Genomic DNA, 24,578 nt, shown 5'->3' on the forward strand with positions numbered 1-24,578 from the left:
TTAAACTATTTTGCCGTGCTTTATAGGGAGATTCGGTGTAAGGTAAATCAGTAAAAACCATGTCGATCATGGGCAACACTGAAAAAGGATGTCAGGGTGTTACTGAGTATTTTATTTCCCATTTGTACCGTAGTACTGTTGGGATATTTTGCCGTCAGAAGCCAATTTATTGAGACCAGTGCGATTCAGTTTCTAGGTCAATTTGTCATGAAAGTGGCGTTGCCTGCATTTCTATTGCAGGCATTGGCCAGTAAAAGTTTGTCAGAAATCTGGCATCCCGCTTATTTTTTAGGTTACGGTGGCGGTTCTATTCTGCTGTTTATCTGTGCCTTTTTACTGTATCGGCATTATTTTAATTCAAACTTAACCCATGCCAGTGTCTTGGCAATGGGTGCATCAATGTCAAATACAGGGTTTATTGGCACTGCTATTTTGACTTTGTTGATTGGCAGTCAATCGGCAATTTATTTGTCTTTAACTTTAATTGTCGAAAATTTAATTATTGTGGCATTGATGCTGATTTTGGCAGAACGAGGGCTACAATCTTCAGCGAAATCAGGTTGGCAGGTGTATGCCGAAACTGTGCAGCGCTTACTGAAAAATCCAGTAATTTTATCTATTTTATTGGGTATGCTGTGCGTATTGTTGAATTTCAAACTGCCGCAAGCTATTGCACAAGTGCTGGAAATGTTGGGCAAAACTGCTTCACCTTTGGCTTTATTTGTGATTGGTGGAAGTTTGGTCGGCATGCAAATCAAGTCGGTGAATTTGCAAAGTATTGTTTTGGTTGCATTCAAAGTATTGCTGATGCCACTCACGATTTTTGGAATTTTATGGGCATTAGATGTGAACCGAGAAATGCTATTTGTCGGGACTTTGCTTGCGGCTTTACCAATGCCAATTGCCTTTGGTATTTTCGGGCAGCACTATGGTTTACATGAAAAAGCCTTAGCCCCCTTGGTGTTGAGTACAGTTTTTGGTTTTGTGATGGTGGCGATTTTATTGACACAATCGGGTAAGTATTTATAGCATCGGTATCGAAGTGCTCAAATCATAAAAAAAGTCTGTACCATGCTGATACAGACTTTTTTAAAAATTTCTCTGATTAATAGCTTTTATAAAGAAACTATCTTAACTTTTCTTAGCGGTTGCCTTGTTGGAAGCTTTGGCTTGATCTGCCATCATTTTTTCAACCACAGCCAATGATTCTTTGGCTTGCGCTACATTTTCCTGTGCCAGTGAGGCAAAAATCTTTTTCGCTTCAGGCAAATTTTGCGGCACGATATTGCCATTCACAAACATATTGCCCACTGCCATGAGTGCAGGAATATAACCCTTTTGCGCCAAGTTTTGAATGCTTTGCAGCCCTTGCTTAATTGGTGCTTCATCTTTGTTTTTAAAGCCTGTGCTAATGTCATATAAGGCTTTGGCATGTATGGCTTGATAATGATCTTTGGCAATTAAAGGTTGTAATAGTTTTAAACCTTTTTGGTCAGATGCTGCCGTATTTTCCGAGAAATATAAAACGGCTAAATCGACTGTGGCATCATTAAAACCCTGATTGGATGCCGTCTGTAAATATTGTTTGGCTTTAGCAGCATCCTGTTTTAAACCCAGTGCGCCAGTAAGATAGTTTTTGCCTAAAACATAACTCGCAACAGGGTAGCCTTTTTGGGCAGATTGCTCATACAACTGAATGGCTTTCTTTTCATTTTTTGCTGTGCCTTGTCCAGTTTGTGTCAAATAGCCTAAGTTATACATGGCTTGCGCATTGCCTGTTTTGGCAAGCTTTTCTAATTCCTGATAGGCATCTTTAACCTTGTTGGCTTGAATTAATTGTTCAATTTTGGCAAAAGCAGGATCGGTTGGAATGTTACTATTTGCCATACTGATGCTGCTAGATAGGGCGATTGCACCCGCAATGAGTAGTTTTTTCATCATTTGAGTTGTACCTTGTTCTCTTTTACACATCATTCCGTTGATGTGCGTTTTGTTTTTACAGTGGTGCATTCATCATAAGTTGAAAAGTGTGAATGTAAATATAAAAAATGTGTACGAATGCTTTTTTTTTCATTGTCATTTGAAGGGAATCTTGCGACTCCCTTAACCTGAGCGGGTGGAATCTATTTTATTGCGGACGTGCAACATCGCCATTCAAATGTTCAGGCAAAGCCAATACTTGTACAGCTAACTCTTCCAAAGCACTTGGTTTGGCAACCACCAACGCTTTAAAACCTTCTGCAGTCGCTATGCTATTCACCACTTCCACATCATTATTCAGTTTGGCGGCAGGTGCAGGTGCTTCGCCTGAACCCTGAATTAAATGCAACCAATGTTTTGGTTTGGCTTTAAACCATAAACGTGCCACGACTTCCTGACCTAAATAACAGCCTTTGTCATAATGCACGCCATCTCGTTGATGCAAACGCAATTCCTGCGGTTGAAACACTTCTGCTGTTGAGGCTTGAATCCATGCCTGACCTGTTTCAATCGCTTGTAGTTGCCATGCGTTTAAATCAGTCACTTCAGCTGAAAATTCAGTTTGATTGCCCTGAATGGTTGGGTAAACCGTACCGATGGTTTCAAGCTGCATTTTTGAAAATGCACCAAACTTTTTAATGTGTTTGGCTAAATCTTCGGCTTGGTCGGCTGTGCTGATGATTTCAAAACATTCGGACGAGATTTTTTTAAGCCAGAAGCCAAACTGAACGCGTCCTTTTAAACTGCAAATTGCGGTATAACAGGTTGTATTTTCAGCTAATGTTTCGACATTGACTGTTACCTGACCTTGCAGGAATTTTTGTGCATCGACACCGTTTAAACTTAAAGCACTGAAAGCTAAATCGCGCATGAATAACCTTTCACATTGAAATCTAAGACTAAAGAATGAGGTCAATTTTGCGCTATTTTTCAAAAAAAAGCATTTTTAGGGCAAGAATTTTACTCAAAATGTAATTAAATGTTTCAAAAACCCCTGTTTTTATATTTAAGTGTATGAAATATATAGGATTTGGGAAATGGGTTTTTGGCAGCGTACAATGCTTTCGACGGGTGGAAACAATCATCCCATAAGATGTTGAGAACAATAGAGTAAGGGCGAATACCAGATGAATAACAACTACCGCAAACCACTGCAAGGCACTCAGCTCGATTTTTATGACGTGCGACAAGCCGTTGAAGATATCCAGCCAGGCGCTTATGCCAAACTTCCTTATACCTCAAAAGTACTTGCAGAACAGTTAGTGCGCCGTTGTGATCCTGCAATTTTAGAACAATCTTTAAAACAATTGATTGAGCGTAAACAAGAGCATGATTTTCCGTGGTATCCAGCGCGTGTGGTATGTCACGACATCTTGGGGCAAACTGCGCTCGTTGACTTAGCAGGTTTACGTGATGCAATTGCCGATCAAGGTGGCGATCCTTCTAAAGTGAATCCTGTCGTACCTACCCAGTTAATTGTCGATCACTCTTTAGCTGTGGAATATGGCGGTTTTGACCCAGATGCTTTCCGTAAAAACCGTGAAGTGGAAGATCGTCGTAATGAAGACCGTTTCCACTTTATTGAATGGACGAAAACTGCATTTGAAAATGTTGATGTGATTCCTGCAGGCAACGGCATCATGCACCAGATTAATCTGGAAAAAATGTCACCAGTCATTCAAAACCGTGAAGGCATTGCATTCCCAGATACTTGTGTGGGTACAGACTCACACACACCACATACCGATGCTTTGGGTGTCATTTCTGTAGGTGTAGGCGGTCTTGAAGCTGAAAACGTGATGTTGGGTCGTGCTTCTTGGATGCGTCTGCCAGACATTATTGGTGTGGAGTTGGTCGGTCAGCGTCAGGCTGGTATTACGGCAACGGACATTGTATTGGCTTTAACCGAGTTTTTGCGTAAAGAACGTGTGGTCGGTGCATATTTAGAATTCTTTGGTGAAGGTGCAGATAGCATGTCGGTCGGGGATCGTGCCACGATTTCCAACATGACACCTGAATATGGTGCAACTGCCGCTATGTTCTACATCGATCAAAACACCATCGACTATTTAACCTTAACAGGTCGTGAAGCAGATCAGGTCAAACTGGTTGAAACTTATGCTAAAGAAATTGGTCTTTGGGCATCTGAAATGACACAGGCAGAGTATCCACGTGTATTACGTTTTGACCTTTCAACAGTAACTCGTAACATTGCAGGCCCATCGAATCCGCATGCGCGTGTTTCAACTGCAGACTTAAAAGAAAAAGGCATTGCAGGTGTGGTTGAAAACCGTACTGATGGTTTAATGCCAGATGGTGCCATCATCATTGCTGCGATTACCTCTTGTACTAATACCTCAAACCCGCGTAATACTGTAGCAGCAGGTTTGTTGGCACGTAAAGCCAATGAGTTAGGTTTAGTGCGTAAGCCTTGGGTGAAATCATCATTTGCACCAGGTTCTAAAGCGGCTGCATTGTATTTGGAAGAAGCAGGCGTACTGAAAGATTTAGAAAAACTTGGTTTTGGTATTGTCGCTTATGCATGTACTACTTGTAACGGTATGTCTGGTGCATTAGACCCAGCGATTCAACAAGAAATTATTGACCGTGACTTGTATGCGACTGCGGTGCTGTCGGGTAACCGTAACTTTGATGGTCGTATCCATCCGTATGCGAAACAAGCTTTCTTGGCATCTCCACCATTGGTTGTGGCTTACGCGATTGCAGGAACGATTCGATTTGACATCGAAAAGGATGCTTTGGGTACAGATCAAAATGGCAACCCGATTTATCTGAAAGATATTTGGCCGTCAGATGAAGAAATTGATGCTTTGGTGAAAGAATCAGTTAAACCTGAACAATTCCGCCAAGTGTATATTCCAATGTTCGATTTGGGCGAGTCGGAAAAATCTGAAAGTCCACTTTACGACTGGCGTCCACAAAGTACTTATATCCGCCGTCCGCCATATTGGGAAGGTGCATTGGCGGCTCCACGTACATTAGCCAATATGCGTCCGTTGGCAATTTTGGGCGATAACATCACCACAGATCATTTATCTCCATCGAATGCGATTGTTTTAGATTCGGCAGCAGGGGAGTATTTGGCAAAAATGGGCTTGCCAGAAGAAGATTTCAACTCTTATGCAACGCACCGCGGTGATCACCTGACTGCACAACGTGCAACTTTGGCGAATCCGAAATTGTTTAATGAAATGGTGGTACGTTCAGACGGCACAATTAAGCAAGGTTCTAAAGCGCGTGTTGAGCCAGAAGGTGAAGTAATGCGTATGTGGGAAGCGATTGAAACTTATATGAACCGTAAGCAGCCGTTAATTATTATTGCGGGTGCAGATTATGGTCAGGGTTCAAGCCGTGACTGGGCTGCAAAAGGCGTGCGTCTTGCGGGTGTGGAAGCGATTGTGGCTGAAGGTTTTGAGCGTATTCACCGTACCAACTTGGTGGGTATGGGCGTATTGCCACTTGAGTTTAAAGTGGGTGTTAACCGTAAAACTTTAGGTTTGGATGGTACGGAACTTTATAGCGTGATTGGTAATATTGCGCCACGTTCGACTTTGACTTTGGTGATTGAGCGTTCAACGGATGATGGTAAAAACCAAACAATTGAAGTGCCAGTAACTTGTCGTTTAGATACCGAAGAAGAAGTGTCTGTGTATGAAGCGGGTGGTGTATTGCAACGCTTTGCGCAGGACTTCTTGGAAGGGAATGTGGCTTGATGCTTTGATCTAAAATGATCTAGTTAATTATTTTTACAAAAAGACCTTATCCAAATGATAGGGTCTTTTTTTTATTGAGATGGGGATTGTCCTAGATTGCATAGGCAAACTCCTTGTAAACCTGACTTAATTTTCTGCCTAAATCATGCTTAGCCCAATTGCCCTCATCACCCGTCAAAATGGACAATAGACAATCATCACAGAATAGATATACTGGATTGACCATTTCTAAACCACACGGAGAACAAAGATGGTAACTGCAGGTGATAAACCAGGAACAGGCTTCTATTTTTGTGTCCAATGCGGGCATCGCGTTTACTTAGAAATTGGTACAGACCGTCTACCACCGTGTACCAAATGCCATGGCACCGAATATAACAACAAGGTTGCCTAAGCTACACGACTTAAAACAGCTGATCCTGTTTTTAATCTAAAGCCCTATCACCCGATGGGGCTTTTTGCTATTTTACCTAAAGAAAACCCAAGGCAATGAGGTACAACATGGAAACAATACTCGGTTTATGTGTCGGCATTGGGCTAAGTGCTGCCAGTGGTTTTCGGGTTTTCGTACCTTTATTGGTTATGAGTGTTGCCGCTCTCATGGGTTGGTTTGAACCCTTAAAAGGTTTTGAATGGTTGGCGATGCCTGCTGTTTGTCTGGCTTTGACCGTGGCAACAATCAGTGAAATTGCTGCGTATTATGTACCGTGGGTTGATAACTTACTCGATACCGTTGCAACGCCTGCCGCCATGATTGCAGGTACACTCACCACAATGGCTGTAAGCAGTGGTGAAATGTCGCAATTTGCCAGTTGGGCTTCAGCTATTATTGTCGGTGGCGGTACAGCGGGTGTAGTGCAAATGAGCACAGTTGCGGTACGTGGTGTATCAACCGCAACCACAGGCGGTGTTGCCAATCCTGTAATTTCAACAGGGGAGTGGATTGGGGCTGCCGTACTTTCAGTGTTGTCCTTCATTGTGCCTGTATTGGTGGTTTTTGTGGTGCTGCTGACCTTAATTTGGGCGATTCGCTGGATTCGAGGCAACAAGAAAGTTGTTGAATCCTCCACATAGATTTTTTGGTCAGTTTAAAAGTATTTAAAAATAAGCATGGTAATAAATTTAATATTTAAGCTTTATTTGATGGTTTAAGTGCATAAAAAGCGCCTATTTGGTAAATTTTTTAAAATATGGCTTAAAAGATGATAAAAATTTTAAAAACTAATCAAAATAAAATCATTTCGGGGAAACAATCCCATCCTCAAATCACTACTATATATCTCAAGGGTGTGATGGGGATCGAAAAGAGTAGATTGCTACCAGTTGCGTACAACGTGCGTGTAGTACTTACCCAAAAGGTCTCGATTCGGCTTAGGACGCTATAAACCAGAAGTTTATAGGCTATAAGATCATGGCTTATCCAGCATGATAGTTGAAGTAAACCACAGTTGTTTTCCCTAACACCCTAAAGAATATTGTTAAAAATATAAAAAACAAAACAAGATCTAGAAGTAAAATTATGAAAAAATAAAAGCTTAAATGAATTTTAAACCATCTTTCTGCTACAAAACTCCCATCAAATTTTTCATTCAAATCTGTTAATTTGCAATAATCATCTACATCTAATTAGGTGTGATATGAGTGTTGATTACGATTTTTGGTGTCGCTTATTACTGACCTGCGCACTCATTAACTATGCCATTTTAATGCTGTGGTTTGTGGTGGTGATTTTCGCGCATGACTGGCTGCGACAGTTACATGGTAGATGGTTCAAATTGTCAGATGCAAGTTTTGATGCCATTCATTATGGCGGCATGGCAGTCTATAAAATTGGGGTATTGCTATTGAATATTGCGCCACTCATTGCGCTGTATATGATGCGACCTTAATTTAAAACTCTATAAACAAGCATCGAAAAGCATAGAAACAACCGCTTTAGACAGTACATTAAAAACACACGGTCATTGAAATAGAGGCGAAAAGCCCGCAATTTGAGGAGTTGGCAAACATGAATCAATTTAAACCTGCATTGATTTTAGGCGGTCTAATTTGTTTGGGAATGGTGCTCGCAGGTTGGATATTGGGCAATAGCGCACTCAAAATTAAACAATATGAGCGTGTGGTTTCAGTCAAAGGTTTGTCTGAGCGTGAAGTCAAAGCCAATGTAGCCGTGTGGCCCATTCGTTTTAGCGCAGCCAGTCAAGATTTGGCTGCTTTATATGACACCATGCAAAGCCAGACTGCACAAATTCAAAACTTTTTGAAAAATGAAGGTTTTGCTGCGGAAGAAATTACCATTGCTGCACCCGTGATTACCGATAAATACGCCCAGCAATATGGTGGAGATGGTAATGTTGCCTTGCGTTATACTGCGCATCAAACCATTACGGTGTATACCAAAAGTATAGATAAAGTCCGAAGTGCGCAAAGTCGTCTGGTTGATTTAGGCAAGAATGGTATTGCCTTTGGCGGTGAGGATTACGGGCAACGCACCGAATATTTATATACGCAACTAAATGACATCAAACCTGCCATGATTGAGCAAGCCACACAAAATGCCCGCAGTGTTGCAGAAAAATTTGCTGCAGATTCTGACAGTCGTTTAGGCAAAATTAAATCGGCCAATCAGGGCGTATTTAGTATTGAAGACCGTGACAGCAACACGCCATATTTGAAAAAAGTACGTGTGGTGTCTACGGTGGAATACTATTTAGCAGACTAAGTTTGGCAGACTAAGTTTCGCAGACTAAGTTTGACAGATTAAGCTTGGCAGATTAAGCTTGGCAGACTCAGCCAATTTAAAATCTAAATCTTTACACTAAAAAGTACATCGCCCGACTGAATTGACAGTTTGGGCTGTGCTTGATATTTTGCCCGCACCGCTTTGCATGCTGTATGTTCATGGCTTTAAACGACAACTTTATTTATGCACCTCCACAAGAACCCTTAGTGATTGTCTATGAAGATGACGATTTATTGGTGATTGATAAGCCCGCAGGTTTATTGTCGGTGCCTGGGCGTTTGCCCGAACATCAGGACAGCGCATATTTAAGAGTACTCGCAGATTATCCTCAGGCAAAAATTGCCCATCGTTTAGATATGGCGACCTCAGGTATTCTCATGTTTGCCAAGCATCGTGATGCAGAAGTCGCATTGAGTAAAATGTTTCAGGCGCGAACAGTAGAAAAAAACTACATTGCTTTAATTCAAGGCAAACTTGAAGGTGAGGGCAGTGTCGATGTGCCTTTAATTACCGATTGGGAAAACCGTCCACGCCAAATTGTGCATTTCGATTTAGGCAAGCCTGCGCAAACGCTGTATCAGGCTTTGGAATATTGTGCGGTTGAAGATATTACCCGTGTATTGCTCACCCCGATTACAGGGCGCTCACATCAGTTACGAGTACACATGCAATATATTGGACATCCCATTACAGGCGATAAGTTATATCATCCTGAACCGAAAAAAAGCACTTTAGGTCGGATGGCGCTGCATGCCAGTTATTTGGCTTTCACGCAACCTTTAAGCCAAGTTCCTGTTGCAATTCGAGCACAGCTTCCTTTTTAGAGATTTTGGGATTCAATTTTTCTAACAGGCGCATATTTTTCAATTTTTTTGTGAAAATACTCAAAAATTGGGATAGTCTTCGTGCCGCTAACTCGCTAACGTATCTTTAGAGCTATCGTTATTCATTTGCCTTGGCATAAATGAAGGAAGTGAATAACTCGCTGTTTTAAAATTTTGTGTTTTTGAGTGTGGTGGGCTGTCAAAGCGGGTTAGAAAGCGTCTTTAAAACTGAAGATGACTTTTTAAAATATGGCAGACCAATGCGGGTGGGAGAAGTTATATGCTGTATATATTGGGTGCAATCATTATTGTTTTGGTGGTGATTATTTTTTGGCAATCTCAGCGCCGCCGTGAGTTGTCTGCCAGCATTCAATCTTTACAAAGCAATTTAGACCGCACTCGCTCCAATTTGGCGTCCGATGAGTTAGAAAGTAATGAATTAGAGCATCAGCTCACCATGCTACGCATCGAAATAGGCAGTTTAAAAGGTCGTTTAGAAACCTTGCAGCACTATCAACATATTTTAGACGTTGAGCAATATGTATTAGAACGTCGTCAACAAGTAGAAATGTTTGTAGAAATGATTAAATCCGAAGCGGAAAATACGCGGGAGCAGTGCAAGCAACAAGTTGAAAAAGTCCGAAATTTTTTAGCCGAGCATGAGCAAAAAACCAAAGCCAAAACGCTTAAAACAGCACAAGATCAATTGGGTGCTTTTTATAACTTGGTTGAAGAACGTCAGCAACTCGAACAGATTATGACCGCGCTGTATCATAAAATTGAACATCATACGCCTGCTTTTCAGTTGCCTGCACAGCAGCTATTGGATGATCTGATTGAAGGTTATGGCTATAGTGATGCAGCACAACACCTGCAGCAAGTACGACACAAGATTCAAGATGCGGTTAAAAATCAAGAAGTTGCGCATTGTGCTTTTGTCGATGAGCAACGCCGTCTAGCGGCAGTGACTTTGCTGGCTCAAGCATTTAATAGTAAAGCAGATTTATATTTGGCGCAGCTGACTGAACATAATCTGGCTGAATCGCTTCAAGCTTTGCAGGATGATTTTACTTTGCTGAATCATTATGCGGCTGCATTTGGACACGCAAAAGTTCTAGACTCTTATTTGACACTCCGACAAGAAGAATTAAAGTTTGCCGCTTTGCTGTTGGCATTTAAACAGGAAAGCTCTTGTCAGATGCCACAAATTAAACTGGCTGCAAATGCTTAGAGCAATTGCAGTGTCATGTAAAAGCAATCTTCTGGGTAATTCAGACTAAAGTCAGTGTAAAACGAGATGAAAATTGAGTCCTTCGGGCAAATTTGTGCTATGTTGAATTCACTATTTTGTCACTTGCCAGATATATATTGGCTAAAAAGATAACAAGGATATTCGCATGACACGTGACTATGAACAATTCCCTGATGATGATAATGGCAATGTACTTTGGCAAATGCATGAAGATGGGGATGACCTGACAGAGCCACATGAGATTGAGTACTCCATCGCTTTTACCACACAAGAACAAGCTGAAAAATGTGCTTTGTATTTGTTGGCCGAAGAACAAAAAATTTCATTATTCCAAGATGAAGAATCTGACGCAGTTGAATGGATCATCACCATTTATGTTTACATGGAACCAGAGTATTCAGACATTGTCGATTTAGAGCAATGGTTTAGCAAAATTGCTGCAGAACATGGCGGTGAATACGATGGCTGGGGCTGTATGGCTTACGTCTACGATGATGAAGACGAAGACGATTACGAAGATTAAATCGGGTATCTTAAAAGCATGTGTTGATCACATGCTTTTTTATTTGTGATACATAATCTGCTGCCTAAAACTTTGGCGCTGATGACGTCGTCATAAAAGATGCAGAGGTGCAAATATGGATATTGCAATGAAACGCGCTTATCTTGAAGCGACTCAGGCAGATGGGACACGAGTGTTGGTTGATCGTTTATGGCCGCGAGGTGTGAGCAAAGAACGTGCTCGTATTGACTTATGGCCCAAAGAAATTACGCCTTCGACTGAATTGCGCAAATGGTATCATCAAAACCCTGAACAACATTGGGATGAGTTTCAGCAGCGTTATATAGCTGAATTAGCAGAGCAAGAAGAGGCTTTACAGGCGTTGTGTGAACTGGCACAGCAGCAAAAAATCACTCTGGTCACAGCAGCTAAAGATGAGCAGCACAATCATGTAGTGGTATTAAAACGCGTGATGCTGCAACGCTTAGCACAGTCCAATTAAAGAGTTTTATTTGATTATCCTTGTGCTTTATAAGGATTTTAAGTTTATGAAAATTCAGTAAAAAATGCTATAATATAGTTTTTGAGGTTTTTTATGTCTTTGCCAAATTGCCCAAAATGCCAATCAGAATACACTTACCAAGATGGCGACCTACTGATTTGTCCTGAATGCTCACATGAGTGGAAAGAAGGGGAACAGCTAGAAGAAACTGCTGCTGTGATTAAAGATGCAAACGGCAACGTGTTGGCAGATGGCGACACGGTGACTGTGATTAAAGACCTGAAGATTAAAGGTTCTTCGGCTGCTGTAAAAGTGGGAACGAAAGTGAAAAATATTCGCTTAATTCCAGATGCAGCAGATGGTCATGACATTGATTGTAAGATTGATGGCATGGGGGCTATGAAATTAAAATCTGAATATGTGAAAAAAGCTTAAGTTTAAGCAGATTTCAACAGCGCAGGCGACTTGAGTTGCCTGCGCTTTTTTATGGAGTTTATAAAAGTATTTTAGTATTCAAATTGAGCAACAATAACTTTAAGAGTGTACAAAATTAATACTGTTTTCTTGTGCCTAAGTCCTTTATATTTTAAGTGAAAAGAATAATTTTTAGGCAGTTTAAAGCCTAGCATCATTCAACAACACACTTCACCACTCATAAGAAAACTGGGGGCAAGTATGTCAGGATGGTTTGAGATTTCACAAGCAAGCAATGGTCAGTACCGCTTTGTACTTAAAGCTGGGAATGGCGAAATTATCTTAACCAGTGAACAGTATAAGGCGAAAGCATCGGCAAAAAATGGCATCGCTTCGGTACAAAAGAACAGTCAGGATGATGGGCGTTATGATCGACTGACATCTAAGAATGATAAGCCGTATTTTAATTTAAAAGCTGCCAACCATCAGATTATTGGTACGAGTCAGCTCTATACTTCTGAACAATCGCGTGACAAAGGAATTGAGTCAGTGAAAACCAATGGCGCAAGCACCACGGTCAAGGATTTAACACAGGAATCGTAATTTTTTACATTAAATCTTGATGTTCAATTGCATTAGGAAAGCATGCTGCGGCGTGCTTTTTTATTGAGCTAAATAGGCAAGGCGTTAAATTTCGCTTTGATTGAGCCGTTGAATTATAGATGACCATTTCAGGAGTTGCGAAGATTATGAATTTCAGATGCAATCTAAAAATATTGCTGGCGATCAGTGGTTTATTCGGTAGTGTTGGTATTTTTGCAGCACCGATCACTGCTGAAAAAACGATTGCTTCAAGCCAGTCGACTGCTTTGCAAGGACTGTATTTTCAGCATCAAGATTGGGAGTTGGCCTGTGATAATACAGGAACCTGCCGTGCCGCAGGCTACCAAAGCGATGATGATTTTGAACAACCGATCAGTATGTTATTGACCCGTCAAGCAGGTGCAAAGAGTGCTGTACAAGGGCAATTGCAAATTCAAGAAGATATTGCTCAAGCCACTTTATTTTTAAATGAACGCGCTTTGCAGCAATTAAACTTTCATGAAAGTATCGCCAATTTATCTGCTGCCAGTGTGCAAAAGCTGTTGGCACAGGCGCGTCAGCATGTCGTGATCGAGTTGAAACATGGTCAACAACGCTGGAAATTGTCTGATGCAGGCATGAGTGCAGTGTTGCTAAAAATGGATGAATTTCAAAAACGTGTGGGTACAGACTCCGCAATATTGGCAAAAGGCAATCAAGCATCCACGCAGGTCTTAAAAGCGCAAGCGATGCCTAAAATTAACATTCTCATGCAGCCTCAACACCGAACCGCCAAAGCACAGGTGCTTACCGCGGCCAGTGCAGAAAAGTTATATCCAATTTTACAAAAAACCGTAGATCGTGAAGATTGTTATATGCTGTTTGAACCTGAACAAGCAGAACAGCAGATTCATACTTATCTCTTAAATCAAGATAGCGTGTTGGTTGAGGCAAGCTGTTGGCGAGGGGCTTATAATTGGGGTGTGGCTTATTGGGTTATGGATAAAAAACTGCAAAAGATACAGCAATTTGTAACTGATTCTGCTTCAGAATTTAGCAATGGACAGATTTTTGCCTATCAAAAAGGGCGTGGAATTGGCGATTGTTTCAGTCAAATTGAGTGGGCGTGGAATGGTCAGCAGTTTGTCAAAAGCTATCAATTCGATGCAAGACAATGCAAAGGTTTTGCAGGCAGTGCATGGGAAATGCCAAGCTTTGTCAGCAAGGTTGAATAGCCGATATTCACTAGGGGCTTTTGACATTTCATAAATGGCTTGCGCTGTAGGCTAAAACTGAGCAGATCAGGCATGAAACGCAAGTAATAGCGAGACTATTGCTAAGTTTCATAACACAATCTGAGAAAGTTTTAGCCACAGCCTTTCAGGGCGAGCATATTTTTTGCTGCTATTGCGTTATGTGCCAGTCATTTAGAATGACTAAATTTCCTGTCCCATGCCTTATATCAGCTAAAAAATATGCATCGCCGCAAACATAGACGAATTGTCAGCAGACCCTAATAAAAGCTGAAATTTTTTAGATGAAGCTTGAGTTTGATGGATTCAATGTTTAAGTCGTGTGCGCGACTAATTTTTCAATGATTTCATCCAGCTTTTTCAGACGCTTGATTTCATCCCACAAAGCTTTGGCTTCGGGATAATGTTTCGACATCATGCCGAGCCATTGTTTATAACGTCCCAGCATCCCAATTTCTGTTTTGGCAGGGCCGTGAATAAAGCGAATTTGTAGTTGCAGCAAATCTTGCCAACTCAGCAAAGGCAGGTCTGAATTTTGACGAATACATTGGGTCAAGTCTGGGGTGGTGACCGCACCACGACCAATCATCAAATCTTCACAGCCCGATTCTAACTGGCATTGTTTGGCATCGGCATTGTTCCAAATTTCACCATTGGCGATGACGTTAATCTTCAAGGCTTCACGAATAGGACGTAGCTGATCCCAAAATGCGGGAGGCGTATAGCCATCGGCTTTGGTACGTGCATGTACTGTAACCCATGCTGCGCCTGCATCTTCAATGGCGTGCGCATTTTCTAGCATGAAGTTCCGATCCATATAGCCTAGACGCATTTTGGCGGAAACTGGAATATGAGCAGGAACGGCATCGCGAACCGCTTTAACCAGTTCATATACTACTTCGGGTTCATCGAGTAAAACTGAACCGCCACGATGCCGATTGACTGTTTTGGCAGGGCAGCCAAAGTTCATATCAATTGCAGGTGCACCCATAGCCGCAACTTTGGCTGCATTGGCGGCTAACATTTCAGGATTATTCCCCAAAAACTGAACATGCACAGGCGTACCTGCCGCAGTTTTGCCATTGGTGAGTAGTTCTGGGCAATAGGTGTGGTAGATATGGTCTGGCAAAATGCTGTCTGTGACCCGAATAAACTCTGTTACACACCAGTCAAAACTGCCTACAGACGTGATTACATCACGCATGATGGGGTCGGTTAAGCCTTCCATGGGTGCAAGAATCAGTTTCACAAGATGCTGCCAGTTCAAACAAAAGTGGAGTTATACGTTTTTTTCTGTGGGTTGTCTAGGAAAAGGGTTTTGAATTGAAGTGGTTGTAGCTAAGGTTCTGGTATTTAAGCTGTTTTATTTGACACAGTGATCTGTATCTCAAGTTTTATCTAGTCCATGCAGTTGATGTGTATCCTAGACTAGATCTTTTAATTGAGTTCTTACATCGTTAGAAATCATTTAAATGATTGGCTTAATTTAAACAGCCCATTCCCCCTCGACTATGCTATTAAATAATTGATCATCCTACACTTTGAATGAGCAAAATAAAAACACCTTACTTACTCAAAATCATTTCCAACACAAATTTAGAACCAATAAAACCGAGCGCCAATAAAAAGAAGCCAATAATGGTAAAACGAATTGCTTTTTGTCCACGCCAACCAAACTTATAACGCCCAAGTAACAACGCCCCATAGACAAACCAAGAAATAATACTAAAGGCAGTTTTATGCGCTAAATGCTGTGCAAAGAAATGTTCTACCGTAAAGAAACCAAAGCCTAGTGCGACTGTGAGTAAGGCAAAACCTGCAATCAACATATCAAACAGCAAAGATTCCATATCTTGCAAAGACGGCAGTAAATTTACCCAAACCCGACGCTTTTGTTTGTTTTTGAGTTCGCGGTTTTGAAACCACATGAGCACGGCATGAATGGTCGCCATCAACAATACGGCATAAGCAGACAGCGATAAAATAATATGAATATCTAAACCAATCGAGTTTTGGTTAATAAATAAATTATGTTGGCTGAATGAAAAACCTGCAATTAAACCCACTGCTGCTACAGGAATACCAATCAAATTTAGCGCAATTACAGGTCGGTAACTGCTGAACAGCAAGCTCAATAACAACATTAAACCCGCAGTAAATGACATTAGGTTAAACACGTTGTAGTTGACACCCATCGGCGTCCACATATCGTTATACAACACGGCAGCATGCAGCAATAAGCCCAAACTGAGCAGAGAACGAATAAACCAGTGATTTGGCGCACGTTTAGACATTAAATGTGAAAATAAATACCAAAAAGAACTGGTATAAGCGATTAATGCTAAAATCGTATAAACCAAGGGGAGACTGATCATGTCAAACCTTTTTCAGGATGATGAATATTCATTTATATAAATTCGATGCGAACTACAGTATCCTATAGCATCTTGTGCATAAATTTTCTATTTTAAAGAAACATTTTTTTGCTAATGGCTATTTTAAGCGGAATTTGCAATGTTTGATACCTTAACAGAACGACTCACGCAGAGTTTAAGAAATGTTACTGGCTCAGGGCAGCTAACCGAAGACAATATTAAAGATACGTTACGTGAAGTACGTATGGCACTTCTTGAAGCCGATGTGGCGTTACCTGTAACTCGTGAATTCATCGCGAAAGTTAAGGAAGAGGCATTGGGTCAGGAAGTGATGACTCAGTTATCCCCTGGTCAGGCGTTCGTCAAAATTGTCTATGACGAACTCACAAAAATGATGGGCGAGGCCAATGAAAGCCTTGACCTTGCTGCCAAGCCACCGGTTGTGGTGTTATTGGCAGGTTTGCAGGGTGCGGGTAAAACCACCACTGCAGCAAAATTGGCACGTTTCTTACAAGAACGTCAAAAGAAAAAAGTGGCGATGGTGTCTGCCGACGTTTACCGTCCTGCGGCAATTAAACAGCTACAAACGGTTGCAGGCGAAGTTGGCGCAATTTTCTTTGACTCAAATGCCAATGAAAACCCTGTCGATATTGCCAACCGTGCCATCGAACAGGCAAAAATTCAGTTTGCTGATGTGTTAATTGTCGATACTGCAGGTCGTTTGCACGTCGATGATGACATGATGGATGAAATCAAGGCATTACATTCAGCGATTAAACCGACTGAAACCTTGTTCGTGGTCGATGCCATGACGGGTCAGGATGCGGCAAATACAGCCAAAGCCTTTAATGATGCCTTGCCATTAACAGGTGTAATCCTTACTAAAACTGATGGTGATGCGCGCGGTGGTGCAGCACTTTCAGTTCGTGCGATTACGGGTAAACCAATTAAATTCTTGGGGATGGGTGAAAAACTCGATGCCCTAGAGCCATTCCACCCAGAACGTGTTGCACAACGTATTTTGGGCATGGGTGACGTGCTGTCTTTGGTCGAAGAAGTTGAACGTAAAATCGACAAAGAAAAAGCCGAAAAAATGGCGAAAAAACTGCAAAAAGGCGGCAGCTTCAACTTTGAAGATATGCTGATGCAGTTTGAACAAATGAATAAAATGGGCGGCATGATGGGCTTCTTAGACAAGTTGCCTGGCATGAGCAACTCAGGTATTCAAGATGCAATTGCGCAAGCCAATCCTGAAAAGCAAGTGAAAAAGATGGAAGCGATTATCCAGTCGATGACCATCAAAGAGCGTCGTAACCCAGACCTGATGAATCCAAGCCGTAAAAAACGTATTGCTGCGGGTTGTGGTATGGATGTGTCAGAAGTGAATAAGTTGATCAAGCAACATGCACAAATGGCAAAAATGATGAAAAAATTTGCCAATCCATCGGGCATGGCAAAAATGATGCGTTCACTGGGCGGTTTACAAAAGCAATTCAGTGGCGGCGGTATGGGGCCATTGTTTGGTGGCAACGACCCAACCAAGAAATAATTGTTAAAAACATCTTAGAATCAAAGTGTTAAAAAGCAGGCGCATAAAAATGCGCCTGCTTTTTTGTTGTTCTTTATTCGTAGATGACAGCTACACCGAAAGATTTATCAGCGTAGATGGAGCAATGTTTGGTTTTTAGTGCACTTCATGGGTTGCATATTGAATATAACGCTGCAAACCTTTGAGCAATAAATCTTGCTCGACTTGCGGTTGATATTGCTGCAAGAATTTGGCAAACAGCGGTGCATCGCCACCCGTTAAAATCAGTTTACGTGGTGACTGTCGAATTACATGCTCAATGGTGCTGAGCAAGCCGAGTAAAATACCATGATGAACAGCATCAATGGTGCTGCGTCCTGGGGTGAGTTCATCAAATGCAGCATCGGGAATTTTAATGCCTTTGGTGTTTTGAATCAGTGCATCACGTTGCAAATATAAGTTCGGTAAAATATAGCCGCCTAAATGCGTCAGTCCATCCGCCAAATCAATAGTCAGCGCCGTACCACAACTAATGACACAATAATTTTCTTGTGGGTCATTTGCCACGGCAAGCACTTGCAGCCAGCGATCTATCCCCAGTTGTTGAATATCATATTCACAATGCAAACCTGCATAATCTGCATGCACTTTGGCATAAATCACAGGCACATTCAGGGTTTTTAAAATCAAGTGAATGCGTTGATTATTCTTCTGATCTTGTACCGATGACACGCCTACTTTATGCACATTCAGACTTTTAAAGTGTTGAATCAAACCCAGCAACAAATCGGCAGGAGATTGCAAATGCAATTCTGCTTCATGTTCGATGATGCGGTCTTGTTCTGTGACCCAATATTTCAGGCGGGTGTTACCAATATCTAGCCATAAATTTTTCATGAAGATGACTCGGCATGATCGATAGGGCGTAAACGTCCCTGATAAAAAACTTCAAGCCCTTGTGCCGTTTCAATTTGCACTGCGCCATCATCCTGAATGCCTAAAAAAGTACCCTGACAAGTACCTTTAAAATGTTCAAATTCAACTTGTTGTTGCATAAATGCGGCATGATGATTGAAGCGAGATGCCAAATTATAGCAATCGTGATTAAACCAGTCGCAGGCTTGTTGAATGGCAAGATAAAGCTCTGCGATCAGGCGCACACGATCAATAGATACCAAACCCAGTTCGGTTAAAGATGTGGTTTTTTGATCAATAACTGCTGAGCTGACAGGTGCAAGATTAAGCCCAACCCCAACAATGACTTGCTGTGCAGAAATTGGCTCAATTAAGATGCCGCCCCATTTGCCTTGCGGGCTGTATAAGTCATTTGGCCATTTTACTTGTAGATTCAGCGCCTGTAGACTCGGCATTTGCAAGATATTTAACGCAATTTCTAAAGCCAAACGCCCATTTACAGGTGTTCGTAAATTTAGCAATGTGCTTAAATAGATGTTCCCTTCGGGTGATACCCATTGCCGTTGACGTTGTCCTCGACCATGCGTTTGTCTGGTACTGCATACCAAGACACTCTGCACACCTTTTTGTGCAATTTCCCGTACATCATCATTGGTGGAAGTGGTAATCGGCTTCAGGATGAGTACTTCTGGAAGCTGTCCTGCTTCTGTGAGTTGTTGTTGCAGTTGTCGGGTTTCTACATCCATACGAATTTACAAATAGTGGAATATATTTATGGAGTTAATCATATATTTATTGATTGGTGCAATTGCTGGATTTGCAGCAGGGCTGTTTGGCGTGGGCGGCGGCTTAATTATTGTGCCAATTTTATATATTGTGTTCACTCAACTCAATTATGACCCATCGGTGTTAATGCACATGGCGGTGGGGACATCATTGGCAACCATTATTGTAACTTCGATCAGCTCAGTTACGGCACACCATAAAAAAGGTGCGGTGATGTGGCCTGTATTTCGTAATCTTGCGCCTGGTTTAATTGTGGGTGCATTTGTTGGTGCAGGTATTGCCGATTTCCTTTCGGGGCAAGGCTTACAATTATTAATTGGCGGTTTTGCACTGTGGGTGGCTTTTAAGATGTTTAGAGGCGCAAATATTGCGGTTGATCCTTCACATCATTTGCCTTCAACTGCAAAGCAAGTCATGGCGGGCGGTGGGATTGGCATTGCCTCTGCAATTTTTGGGATTGGCGGTGGCAGTTTAACAGTGCCGTACTTAAACCGTTACGGCGTGGTCATGCAAAAAGCGGTAGCAACCTCAGCCGCTTGTGGTTTGCCAATTGCGGTGGCGGGCGCATTAGGCTTTATGTGGTTTGGTAAGCAAGCCGAAGTTGCAGTACCCAATACCATTGGTTATATCCACATTTATGCATTTATAGGCATTAGTGTGATGAGCTTTATTACTGCCAAAGTTGGTGCGAAAGTGGCACATTTGTTATCGCCAGCGATGTTGAAAAAATGTTTTGCCTGCTTGCTGACCACCGTTGGCTGTTATTTTGTATATCAGGGTATGCGAGTATTTTTCTAAGTTGAGTCGCTATTTTCTTTGTTTTAAGCCATGTAAAATTGGCTCTAGCGCCATGAAATTGTCGGACAATGTCATGGCGTTGTGATCTGTTTCGCAGTAAAAAGAAAGATGCTTGTATCGGAGCTATGCTTGCAGTCGAAGGATGATCCTGAGATGTCTTAAATGAGAGTAGCTCCGAATTTTCATCACTGCATCTTATAAAAACAAGATAGGAACAGTATGCAACAACAAGAATCAGAAAGTTTATCGGAACAAATTGCCCGACACATCGCAGAACAGATTATTAGCGGTGATTTGGTTGAAGGTGAGCGTATTCAGGAATTGCGCATCGCCAAAGAACTGGACGTGAGTCGTGGTTCGGTACGTGAAGCGCTGTTGTTATTGCAACGTACTCATCTGATTGAAATTTTTCCACGTCGTGGTGCAATTGTGTCGGAAATGTCGGCACAGCAAGTCCGAGCTTTGTTTGACAGCAGCAGTTTGTTATTGGGTTATATTGTGCAGCGTATTGCGGACACGTGGCGAATGCATGAAGCCGAAGCCTTACAACAACTTTTGCTGCAACTGGCAGAGCAATATCGCTTGGGCAATACTGAAAAGTTTTATGATTTAATTTTTCAATATCTGGCACGGCAGCCTGATATGGTGGGAAATTTATATTTAATGAAGTTCTATCAAGAGTTATTGCCATCGTTAAGACGAAGTTACTTTTTGACCTTAAATACTTCGCGTCGGGAGTTACAAGAATCTTTTGAATTATTTAAACTGGTGAGTGATGCAATTTTAAGCAGAAAATCACAACAAGCCACTTTATTTATGGAAGATTTTTGCCGACACTTGCGCAACTTGGTGTTGGAATCTCTGACCCGTATGAAACAGATCGAGCTTGCATGGGCAAGACGTTCACGCCGTTAATTGGGACATTATGCGTTTAAGCAGTTTAAAACTTTCTGGCTTCAAATCTTTTGCCGACAGTACGACCTTACATTTTAAAGCCAACCGTACCGCTGTGGTGGGGCCGAATGGTTGTGGTAAATCCAATGTGATTGACGCCATTCGTTGGGTGATGGGCGAATCTAGTGCGCGCCAGTTGCGTGGCGGCAGTATGCAGGATGTAATTTTCACAGGAACTGCCAAACGCAAACCTGTAGGTGTAGCCAGTGTTGAACTGCGTTTTGACAATACCTATGGCAAATTGGGCGGTGCTTATAACGCCTATAATGAACTGTCGGTACGTCGGCAGGTCAACCGTGATGGTAAGTCTGAATATTTTTTAAATGGAACCAAGTGTCGTCGTCGTGACATCACCGATATTTTTCTGGGTACAGGTTTAGGCCCGCGTTCTTATGCAATTATTGAACAGGGCATGATTAATCGTTTGGTTGATGCTAAACCTGAAGAAATGCGGGTGTTTATTGAAGAAGCGGCAGGCGTGTCACGTTATCAGGCGCGTCGTCGTGAAACCATGCTGCATTTGGATCACACCACGCAGAACTTGGCGCGTTTGGAAGATATTGCTTCAGAACTAAAATCGCAATTAAAAACCTTAAAACGTCAGTCAGAAACAGCAATTCAATACAAAGCGCTTGAGAGCGAAATTCGCACCATTAAAGTCGAAGTGTTGTCTTTTCAGTGTGAACAAAGTGCACGTTTACAGCAAGAATATACCCTGAGTATGAATGAGTTAGGGGAAAGTTTTAAATTGGTGCGCTCTGAGCTGACCACTTTGGAACATGACTTAACTGCGACCAGTGAGTTGTTTCAGCGTTTGATTCAGCAATCGACACCGCTACAGCAAGAATGGCAACAGGCAGAAAAGAAACTGGCTGAACTGAAAATGACTTTGGAACAAAAACAAAGTTTGTTTCAGCAAAATACCGCGACTTTATCGCAGCTTGAACAGCAAAAAGCACAAACCAAAGAGCGTTTGCAGTTGATTGAATTGCAGCTAGAGAGTTTGGTCGATCAGCAAGAAAACCAACAGGCAAATCTACAGCAGCAAGATCATTTGGCGCAGCAGCAGAGCCAGCAATTTCAGGATTTAAAAGCACAGCAACAAACCCAAGCTGCACAATATGCCCAAGTCAAAGCGCAAGTAGAACAGCAACAACAAAAGCATGTGCACATGCAGGCGCAAAGTGAGCAGTTAGCCAAAAATATCAGCCGTATTGAACAGCAAAAACAAACCCTGACACAGCAGTTTGCACAAATTCAGCCGCAAGATCAGCAAGAGGGAATGCAACAACTGCAAGACGAAAAGACCCGCTTGCAGGCTGAAATGCTAACACTAGAACAGAATATTCAAGACAGCACTCAGCAACTCGCCACGTTGCAGACCAACTATAATGAGCACAAAGCACAGTGTGCGACCTTAAAATCTGAGATTCAGATTTTGCAGTCAGAACAGAAAAACCTCAATCAATTGCTCATTAAGCAAAGTCCAAAAGCCCAAACCGATGTGGTGCAGTTGATGCAAGTATTACAACTTGCAGATGTGGCGAAACCACATGCCAATTTAATTGAAAAGTTCTTGGCTAAATGGTTATCTGCGCAGGTGGTAGAAGCAGATATTGAATTTCAGGACAGCCGCGCACGTCAGCTAAAAATTCATTTGGCTGTAGATTCAAAAACATCAAAAATACAGCTTTCGGGGTGTGAGTCGCTCAGTGACTGGATTGCTTCACCGCAAAGTAGCTTGTGGCAAAGTGTCGCAATTACAGAAAGTTTATCGCAGGCTTTGGCATTGCAAGTGCAATTACAAGCAGGGCAGTCTATCCTTAGTTTAGATGGTTATCATGTGGGAGCAGACTGGGTAATCGGGCTGTTTTATGATGAAGCGGCACAGGCAGGGCAAGGGGCATTAAGCCATCGGATTCGCTTGGATGAAATTGAACAGGCGTTGGCGTTGCAACTGCCACAATATGAGCAAGCAGAACAGCAACTGCCTGAATTGCAGCAACAGGTAAAACAGTTGCAGCAGCAATTGCAGCAACAACAGCAACAGCTCAAACAGCAACAGCAAGCCTTGCAAACGCTAGATGTGCAAATGGCGAAAGCCGAAAGTGCGGCACAGGCTTTTGCAGTACAGCAACAGCAATTACAGCATCAATTGGCACAATTAGATGAGCAGCTTGAAGAAGATGCTATGCAAAAAGATGATCTGGAAATTGATTTGCATGCTTTGGCTTTTAAACTTGAGCAAGCTTTACCGCAGTATAAAACCTTGCAATTTCAGGTCGAGCAGCTGAATGAGCAGCTGGATAGTTCACAGCAACAGTTTCAGCAGCAGCAACAAGAAGTGGAGCTGTTACGTCGTCAAGCGGTACAAACTCAGCAGCAAATTGAACTGTTAGAAAAAGATGCCACTTTCTTAAAAGCACAATATCAACAAATTGTAGCGCAAATGGAACAAGCCAAAAAGTTTGTCGATCCTGTTCAGTTGGAATTGCCTGACTTGGAAACTCAGTTTTCAGAGCAGCAGCAGCAGACTGAAAAGCTGCAAAAAACTTGGCAGGAATGGCAAGTGGAATTGAACAGTATGCAGTCCAAACAGCAGCAACTGACCGAGCAACGGCAGCAGCAACAGCAGCAAGATGAACAATTACGTGCCAAACTCGAAGAAAAGCGCTTGGCATGGCAATCGGCAAAGTCGGACTATCAGCATTATTCTGAACAGTTAAAAGATTTAAACAGCGAGATCATCACAGGTTTGCAGATTGATGTCGCTGCGCATCAACAAAAACTGGCGAAAGCGCAGCAACAGTTTGATAAATTGGGTGCGGTCAATTTGGCGGCTTCGGAAGAATATGAAGAAGTATCTGCCCGTTTTGCAGAATTAAGCCATCAAATTGAAGACTTGGAAAATACTGTTTCTCAGTTGCAGGCGGCAATGAAAAGTATTGATCAGGAAACTCGTAAACTGTTTATGAACACTTTTGATCAGGTGAATACCGAATTGCAGGAGCTGTTTCCTAAAGTCTTTAATGGCGGTGAAGCGAGTCTGAGCTTGGAAGATGACTGGCAATCTGGGGTGAAATTGATGGCGCGTCCACCGGGTAAGCGCAACAGTTCTTTGGCCTTACTTTCAGGGGGTGAAAAAGCACTGACAGCTTTGGCTTTGGTTTTTGCAATCTTCCGTTTAAACCCAGCGCCATTTTGCGTACTCGATGAAGTTGATGCACCGTTAGATGATGCTAACGTGGGGCGCTTTTGTAATTTAGTAAAAGAACTTTCTGAACAAGTGCAATTCATTTACATTACACATAATAAACTTGCTATGACGATGGCAACCGACCTCTTAGGTGTTACCATGCCTGAACCGGGAACCTCAAAATTAGTAACCGTAAATTTAGAAGAAGCCGCAGAATACGGCCTAGTCGCGGAGGCATAA

General features: G+C 42.1%; 23 protein-coding genes. 17 read left to right on the forward strand and 6 right to left on the reverse strand.

Features of this window, described 5'->3' with window-relative positions; all coding sequences use genetic code 11:
• Positions 1 to 96 precede the first annotated feature (96 nt).
• Complete coding sequence (locus FTT70_RS00215) at positions 97 to 1,029, forward strand: AEC family transporter (RefSeq protein WP_180168159.1); 933 nt, start codon at positions 97 to 99, stop codon at positions 1,027 to 1,029.
• Positions 1,030 to 1,131: 102 nt separating this feature from the next.
• Here FTT70_RS00215 and FTT70_RS00220 read toward each other — a convergent pair whose 3' ends face one another.
• Positions 1,132 to 1,938 (reverse strand): tetratricopeptide repeat protein, encoded by an 807-nt coding sequence (locus tag FTT70_RS00220; RefSeq protein WP_180168279.1) that lies wholly within the window; start codon positions 1,936 to 1,938, stop codon positions 1,132 to 1,134.
• A 190-nt stretch (positions 1,939 to 2,128) separates the two neighbouring features.
• Entirely contained in the window at positions 2,129 to 2,851 is a 723-nt protein-coding gene (locus tag FTT70_RS00225; RefSeq protein WP_004972410.1) for a folate-binding protein YgfZ, read from the reverse strand.
• Between the two features lie 256 nt (positions 2,852 to 3,107).
• Between FTT70_RS00225 and acnD the strand changes: the two genes are divergently transcribed.
• From acnD to FTT70_RS00285, 12 genes are all read left to right on the forward strand, one after another.
• Positions 3,108 to 5,714: a Fe/S-dependent 2-methylisocitrate dehydratase AcnD gene (acnD, locus tag FTT70_RS00230; RefSeq protein ID WP_180168160.1), complete on the forward strand. Its 2,607-nt coding sequence runs from the start codon at positions 3,108 to 3,110 to the stop codon at positions 5,712 to 5,714.
• A gap of 250 nt (positions 5,715 to 5,964) precedes the next feature.
• Entirely contained in the window at positions 5,965 to 6,108 is a 144-nt protein-coding gene (locus FTT70_RS00235; protein ID WP_096901556.1) for a hypothetical protein, read from the forward strand.
• 107 nt (positions 6,109 to 6,215) lie between these two features.
• Positions 6,216 to 6,788, forward strand: coding sequence for a DUF4126 domain-containing protein (locus FTT70_RS00240; protein ID WP_180168161.1), 573 nt, complete (start codon positions 6,216 to 6,218; stop codon positions 6,786 to 6,788).
• Positions 6,789 to 7,351: 563 nt separating this feature from the next.
• Positions 7,352 to 7,603 carry a DUF6868 family protein gene (locus tag FTT70_RS00245; RefSeq protein ID WP_004972400.1) on the forward strand — a complete coding sequence of 84 codons (252 nt, stop codon included), beginning with the start codon at positions 7,352 to 7,354 and terminating at the stop codon, positions 7,601 to 7,603.
• Between the two features lie 119 nt (positions 7,604 to 7,722).
• A complete protein-coding gene (locus tag FTT70_RS00250; protein ID WP_179993673.1) occupies positions 7,723 to 8,436 on the forward strand; it encodes an SIMPL domain-containing protein in 714 nt (237 codons plus the stop codon).
• A gap of 179 nt (positions 8,437 to 8,615) precedes the next feature.
• Positions 8,616 to 9,281, forward strand: coding sequence for an RluA family pseudouridine synthase (locus FTT70_RS00255; RefSeq protein WP_179989200.1), 666 nt, complete (start codon positions 8,616 to 8,618; stop codon positions 9,279 to 9,281).
• A 280-nt stretch (positions 9,282 to 9,561) separates the two neighbouring features.
• The gene (locus FTT70_RS00260) at positions 9,562 to 10,512 is read left to right on the forward strand and encodes a DUF5660 family protein (RefSeq protein WP_180168162.1); all 951 of its coding nucleotides are present in this window, start codon (positions 9,562 to 9,564) and stop codon (positions 10,510 to 10,512) included.
• 166 nt (positions 10,513 to 10,678) lie between these two features.
• The gene (locus FTT70_RS00265) at positions 10,679 to 11,056 is read left to right on the forward strand and encodes a ribonuclease E inhibitor RraB (protein ID WP_167845808.1); all 378 of its coding nucleotides are present in this window, start codon (positions 10,679 to 10,681) and stop codon (positions 11,054 to 11,056) included.
• A gap of 115 nt (positions 11,057 to 11,171) precedes the next feature.
• On the forward strand, positions 11,172 to 11,537 hold the full coding sequence (locus tag FTT70_RS00270; RefSeq protein ID WP_167845809.1) for a DUF488 domain-containing protein: 366 nt from the start codon (positions 11,172 to 11,174) through the stop codon (positions 11,535 to 11,537).
• 93 nt (positions 11,538 to 11,630) lie between these two features.
• Positions 11,631 to 11,972, forward strand: a complete 342-nt coding sequence (locus tag FTT70_RS00275) for a zinc ribbon domain-containing protein YjdM (RefSeq protein WP_004972388.1) — start codon at positions 11,631 to 11,633, stop codon at positions 11,970 to 11,972.
• Positions 11,973 to 12,212: 240 nt separating this feature from the next.
• On the forward strand, positions 12,213 to 12,554 hold the full coding sequence (locus FTT70_RS00280) for a YegP family protein (protein WP_004972386.1): 342 nt from the start codon (positions 12,213 to 12,215) through the stop codon (positions 12,552 to 12,554).
• Between the two features lie 146 nt (positions 12,555 to 12,700).
• Positions 12,701 to 13,768, forward strand: a complete 1,068-nt coding sequence (locus FTT70_RS00285) for a DUF1176 domain-containing protein (RefSeq protein ID WP_180079612.1) — start codon at positions 12,701 to 12,703, stop codon at positions 13,766 to 13,768.
• A gap of 331 nt (positions 13,769 to 14,099) precedes the next feature.
• On the opposite strand, the gene FTT70_RS00290 is transcribed toward FTT70_RS00285, so the two are convergent.
• Positions 14,100 to 15,035, reverse strand: coding sequence for a tRNA-dihydrouridine synthase (locus FTT70_RS00290; protein WP_026438289.1), 936 nt, complete (start codon positions 15,033 to 15,035; stop codon positions 14,100 to 14,102).
• 316 nt (positions 15,036 to 15,351) lie between these two features.
• On the reverse strand, positions 15,352 to 16,161 hold the full coding sequence (locus tag FTT70_RS00295) for an inner membrane protein YpjD (protein ID WP_180168163.1): 810 nt from the start codon (positions 16,159 to 16,161) through the stop codon (positions 15,352 to 15,354).
• 139 nt (positions 16,162 to 16,300) lie between these two features.
• On the opposite strand from FTT70_RS00295, the gene ffh reads away from it, so the two are divergent.
• On the forward strand, positions 16,301 to 17,710 hold the full coding sequence (ffh, locus tag FTT70_RS00300; RefSeq protein WP_096902093.1) for a signal recognition particle protein: 1,410 nt from the start codon (positions 16,301 to 16,303) through the stop codon (positions 17,708 to 17,710).
• A 135-nt stretch (positions 17,711 to 17,845) separates the two neighbouring features.
• On the opposite strand, the gene FTT70_RS00305 is transcribed toward ffh, so the two are convergent.
• Positions 17,846 to 18,586 carry a type III pantothenate kinase gene (locus FTT70_RS00305; RefSeq protein WP_004972372.1) on the reverse strand — a complete coding sequence of 247 codons (741 nt, stop codon included), beginning with the start codon at positions 18,584 to 18,586 and terminating at the stop codon, positions 17,846 to 17,848.
• The gene (locus FTT70_RS00310; RefSeq protein ID WP_004972369.1) at positions 18,583 to 19,350 is read right to left on the reverse strand and encodes a biotin--[acetyl-CoA-carboxylase] ligase; all 768 of its coding nucleotides are present in this window, start codon (positions 19,348 to 19,350) and stop codon (positions 18,583 to 18,585) included. Before FTT70_RS00310 ends, FTT70_RS00305 begins: the two co-directional genes overlap by 4 nt.
• Before the next feature lie 28 nt (positions 19,351 to 19,378).
• Here FTT70_RS00310 and FTT70_RS00315 point away from each other — a divergent pair, with 28 nt between their 5' ends.
• The 3 genes from FTT70_RS00315 (at position 19,379) to smc (ending at position 24,578) form a co-directional block, all read left to right on the forward strand.
• Positions 19,379 to 20,188 (forward strand): sulfite exporter TauE/SafE family protein, encoded by an 810-nt coding sequence (locus tag FTT70_RS00315; RefSeq protein WP_004972366.1) that lies wholly within the window; start codon positions 19,379 to 19,381, stop codon positions 20,186 to 20,188.
• Positions 20,189 to 20,407: 219 nt separating this feature from the next.
• Entirely contained in the window at positions 20,408 to 21,103 is a 696-nt protein-coding gene (locus tag FTT70_RS00320; protein WP_180168164.1) for a GntR family transcriptional regulator, read from the forward strand.
• Positions 21,104 to 21,113: 10 nt separating this feature from the next.
• Positions 21,114 to 24,578 carry a chromosome segregation protein SMC gene (gene smc / locus FTT70_RS00325; RefSeq protein WP_180168165.1) on the forward strand — a complete coding sequence of 1,155 codons (3,465 nt, stop codon included), beginning with the start codon at positions 21,114 to 21,116 and terminating at the stop codon, positions 24,576 to 24,578.

The organism is Acinetobacter sp. YH01003 (assembly GCF_013420525.1).
GTDB classification, from domain to species: Bacteria; Pseudomonadota; Gammaproteobacteria; order Pseudomonadales; family Moraxellaceae; genus Acinetobacter; species Acinetobacter towneri.

What these genes read in the sequence shown, in the direction of transcription:
- FTT70_RS00245 (WP_004972400.1), top strand. Translation starts at nt 7,352, where the DNA reads ATGAGTGTTGATTACGATTTTTGGTGTCGCTTATTACTGACCTGCGCA.
- ffh (WP_096902093.1), top strand. Translation starts at nt 16,301, where the DNA reads ATGTTTGATACCTTAACAGAACGACTCACGCAGAGTTTAAGAAATGTT.
- FTT70_RS00310 (WP_004972369.1), bottom strand. Translation starts at nt 19,350, where the DNA reads ATGGATGTAGAAACCCGACAACTGCAACAACAACTCACAGAAGCAGGA.
- FTT70_RS00275 (WP_004972388.1), top strand. Translation starts at nt 11,631, where the DNA reads ATGTCTTTGCCAAATTGCCCAAAATGCCAATCAGAATACACTTACCAA.
- FTT70_RS00220 (WP_180168279.1), bottom strand. Translation starts at nt 1,938, where the DNA reads ATGAAAAAACTACTCATTGCGGGTGCAATCGCCCTATCTAGCAGCATC.
- FTT70_RS00315 (WP_004972366.1), top strand. Translation starts at nt 19,379, where the DNA reads ATGGAGTTAATCATATATTTATTGATTGGTGCAATTGCTGGATTTGCA.
- FTT70_RS00305 (WP_004972372.1), bottom strand. Translation starts at nt 18,586, where the DNA reads ATGAAAAATTTATGGCTAGATATTGGTAACACCCGCCTGAAATATTGG.
- FTT70_RS00255 (WP_179989200.1), top strand. Translation starts at nt 8,616, where the DNA reads ATGGCTTTAAACGACAACTTTATTTATGCACCTCCACAAGAACCCTTA.
- FTT70_RS00225 (WP_004972410.1), bottom strand. Translation starts at nt 2,851, where the DNA reads ATGCGCGATTTAGCTTTCAGTGCTTTAAGTTTAAACGGTGTCGATGCA.
- FTT70_RS00265 (WP_167845808.1), top strand. Translation starts at nt 10,679, where the DNA reads ATGACACGTGACTATGAACAATTCCCTGATGATGATAATGGCAATGTA.
- FTT70_RS00295 (WP_180168163.1), bottom strand. Translation starts at nt 16,161, where the DNA reads ATGATCAGTCTCCCCTTGGTTTATACGATTTTAGCATTAATCGCTTAT.
- FTT70_RS00280 (WP_004972386.1), top strand. Translation starts at nt 12,213, where the DNA reads ATGTCAGGATGGTTTGAGATTTCACAAGCAAGCAATGGTCAGTACCGC.
- smc (WP_180168165.1), top strand. Translation starts at nt 21,114, where the DNA reads ATGCGTTTAAGCAGTTTAAAACTTTCTGGCTTCAAATCTTTTGCCGAC.
- FTT70_RS00285 (WP_180079612.1), top strand. Translation starts at nt 12,701, where the DNA reads ATGAATTTCAGATGCAATCTAAAAATATTGCTGGCGATCAGTGGTTTA.
- FTT70_RS00320 (WP_180168164.1), top strand. Translation starts at nt 20,408, where the DNA reads ATGCAACAACAAGAATCAGAAAGTTTATCGGAACAAATTGCCCGACAC.
- FTT70_RS00240 (WP_180168161.1), top strand. Translation starts at nt 6,216, where the DNA reads ATGGAAACAATACTCGGTTTATGTGTCGGCATTGGGCTAAGTGCTGCC.
- acnD (WP_180168160.1), top strand. Translation starts at nt 3,108, where the DNA reads ATGAATAACAACTACCGCAAACCACTGCAAGGCACTCAGCTCGATTTT.
- FTT70_RS00250 (WP_179993673.1), top strand. Translation starts at nt 7,723, where the DNA reads ATGAATCAATTTAAACCTGCATTGATTTTAGGCGGTCTAATTTGTTTG.
- FTT70_RS00260 (WP_180168162.1), top strand. Translation starts at nt 9,562, where the DNA reads ATGCTGTATATATTGGGTGCAATCATTATTGTTTTGGTGGTGATTATT.
- FTT70_RS00235 (WP_096901556.1), top strand. Translation starts at nt 5,965, where the DNA reads ATGGTAACTGCAGGTGATAAACCAGGAACAGGCTTCTATTTTTGTGTC.
- FTT70_RS00270 (WP_167845809.1), top strand. Translation starts at nt 11,172, where the DNA reads ATGGATATTGCAATGAAACGCGCTTATCTTGAAGCGACTCAGGCAGAT.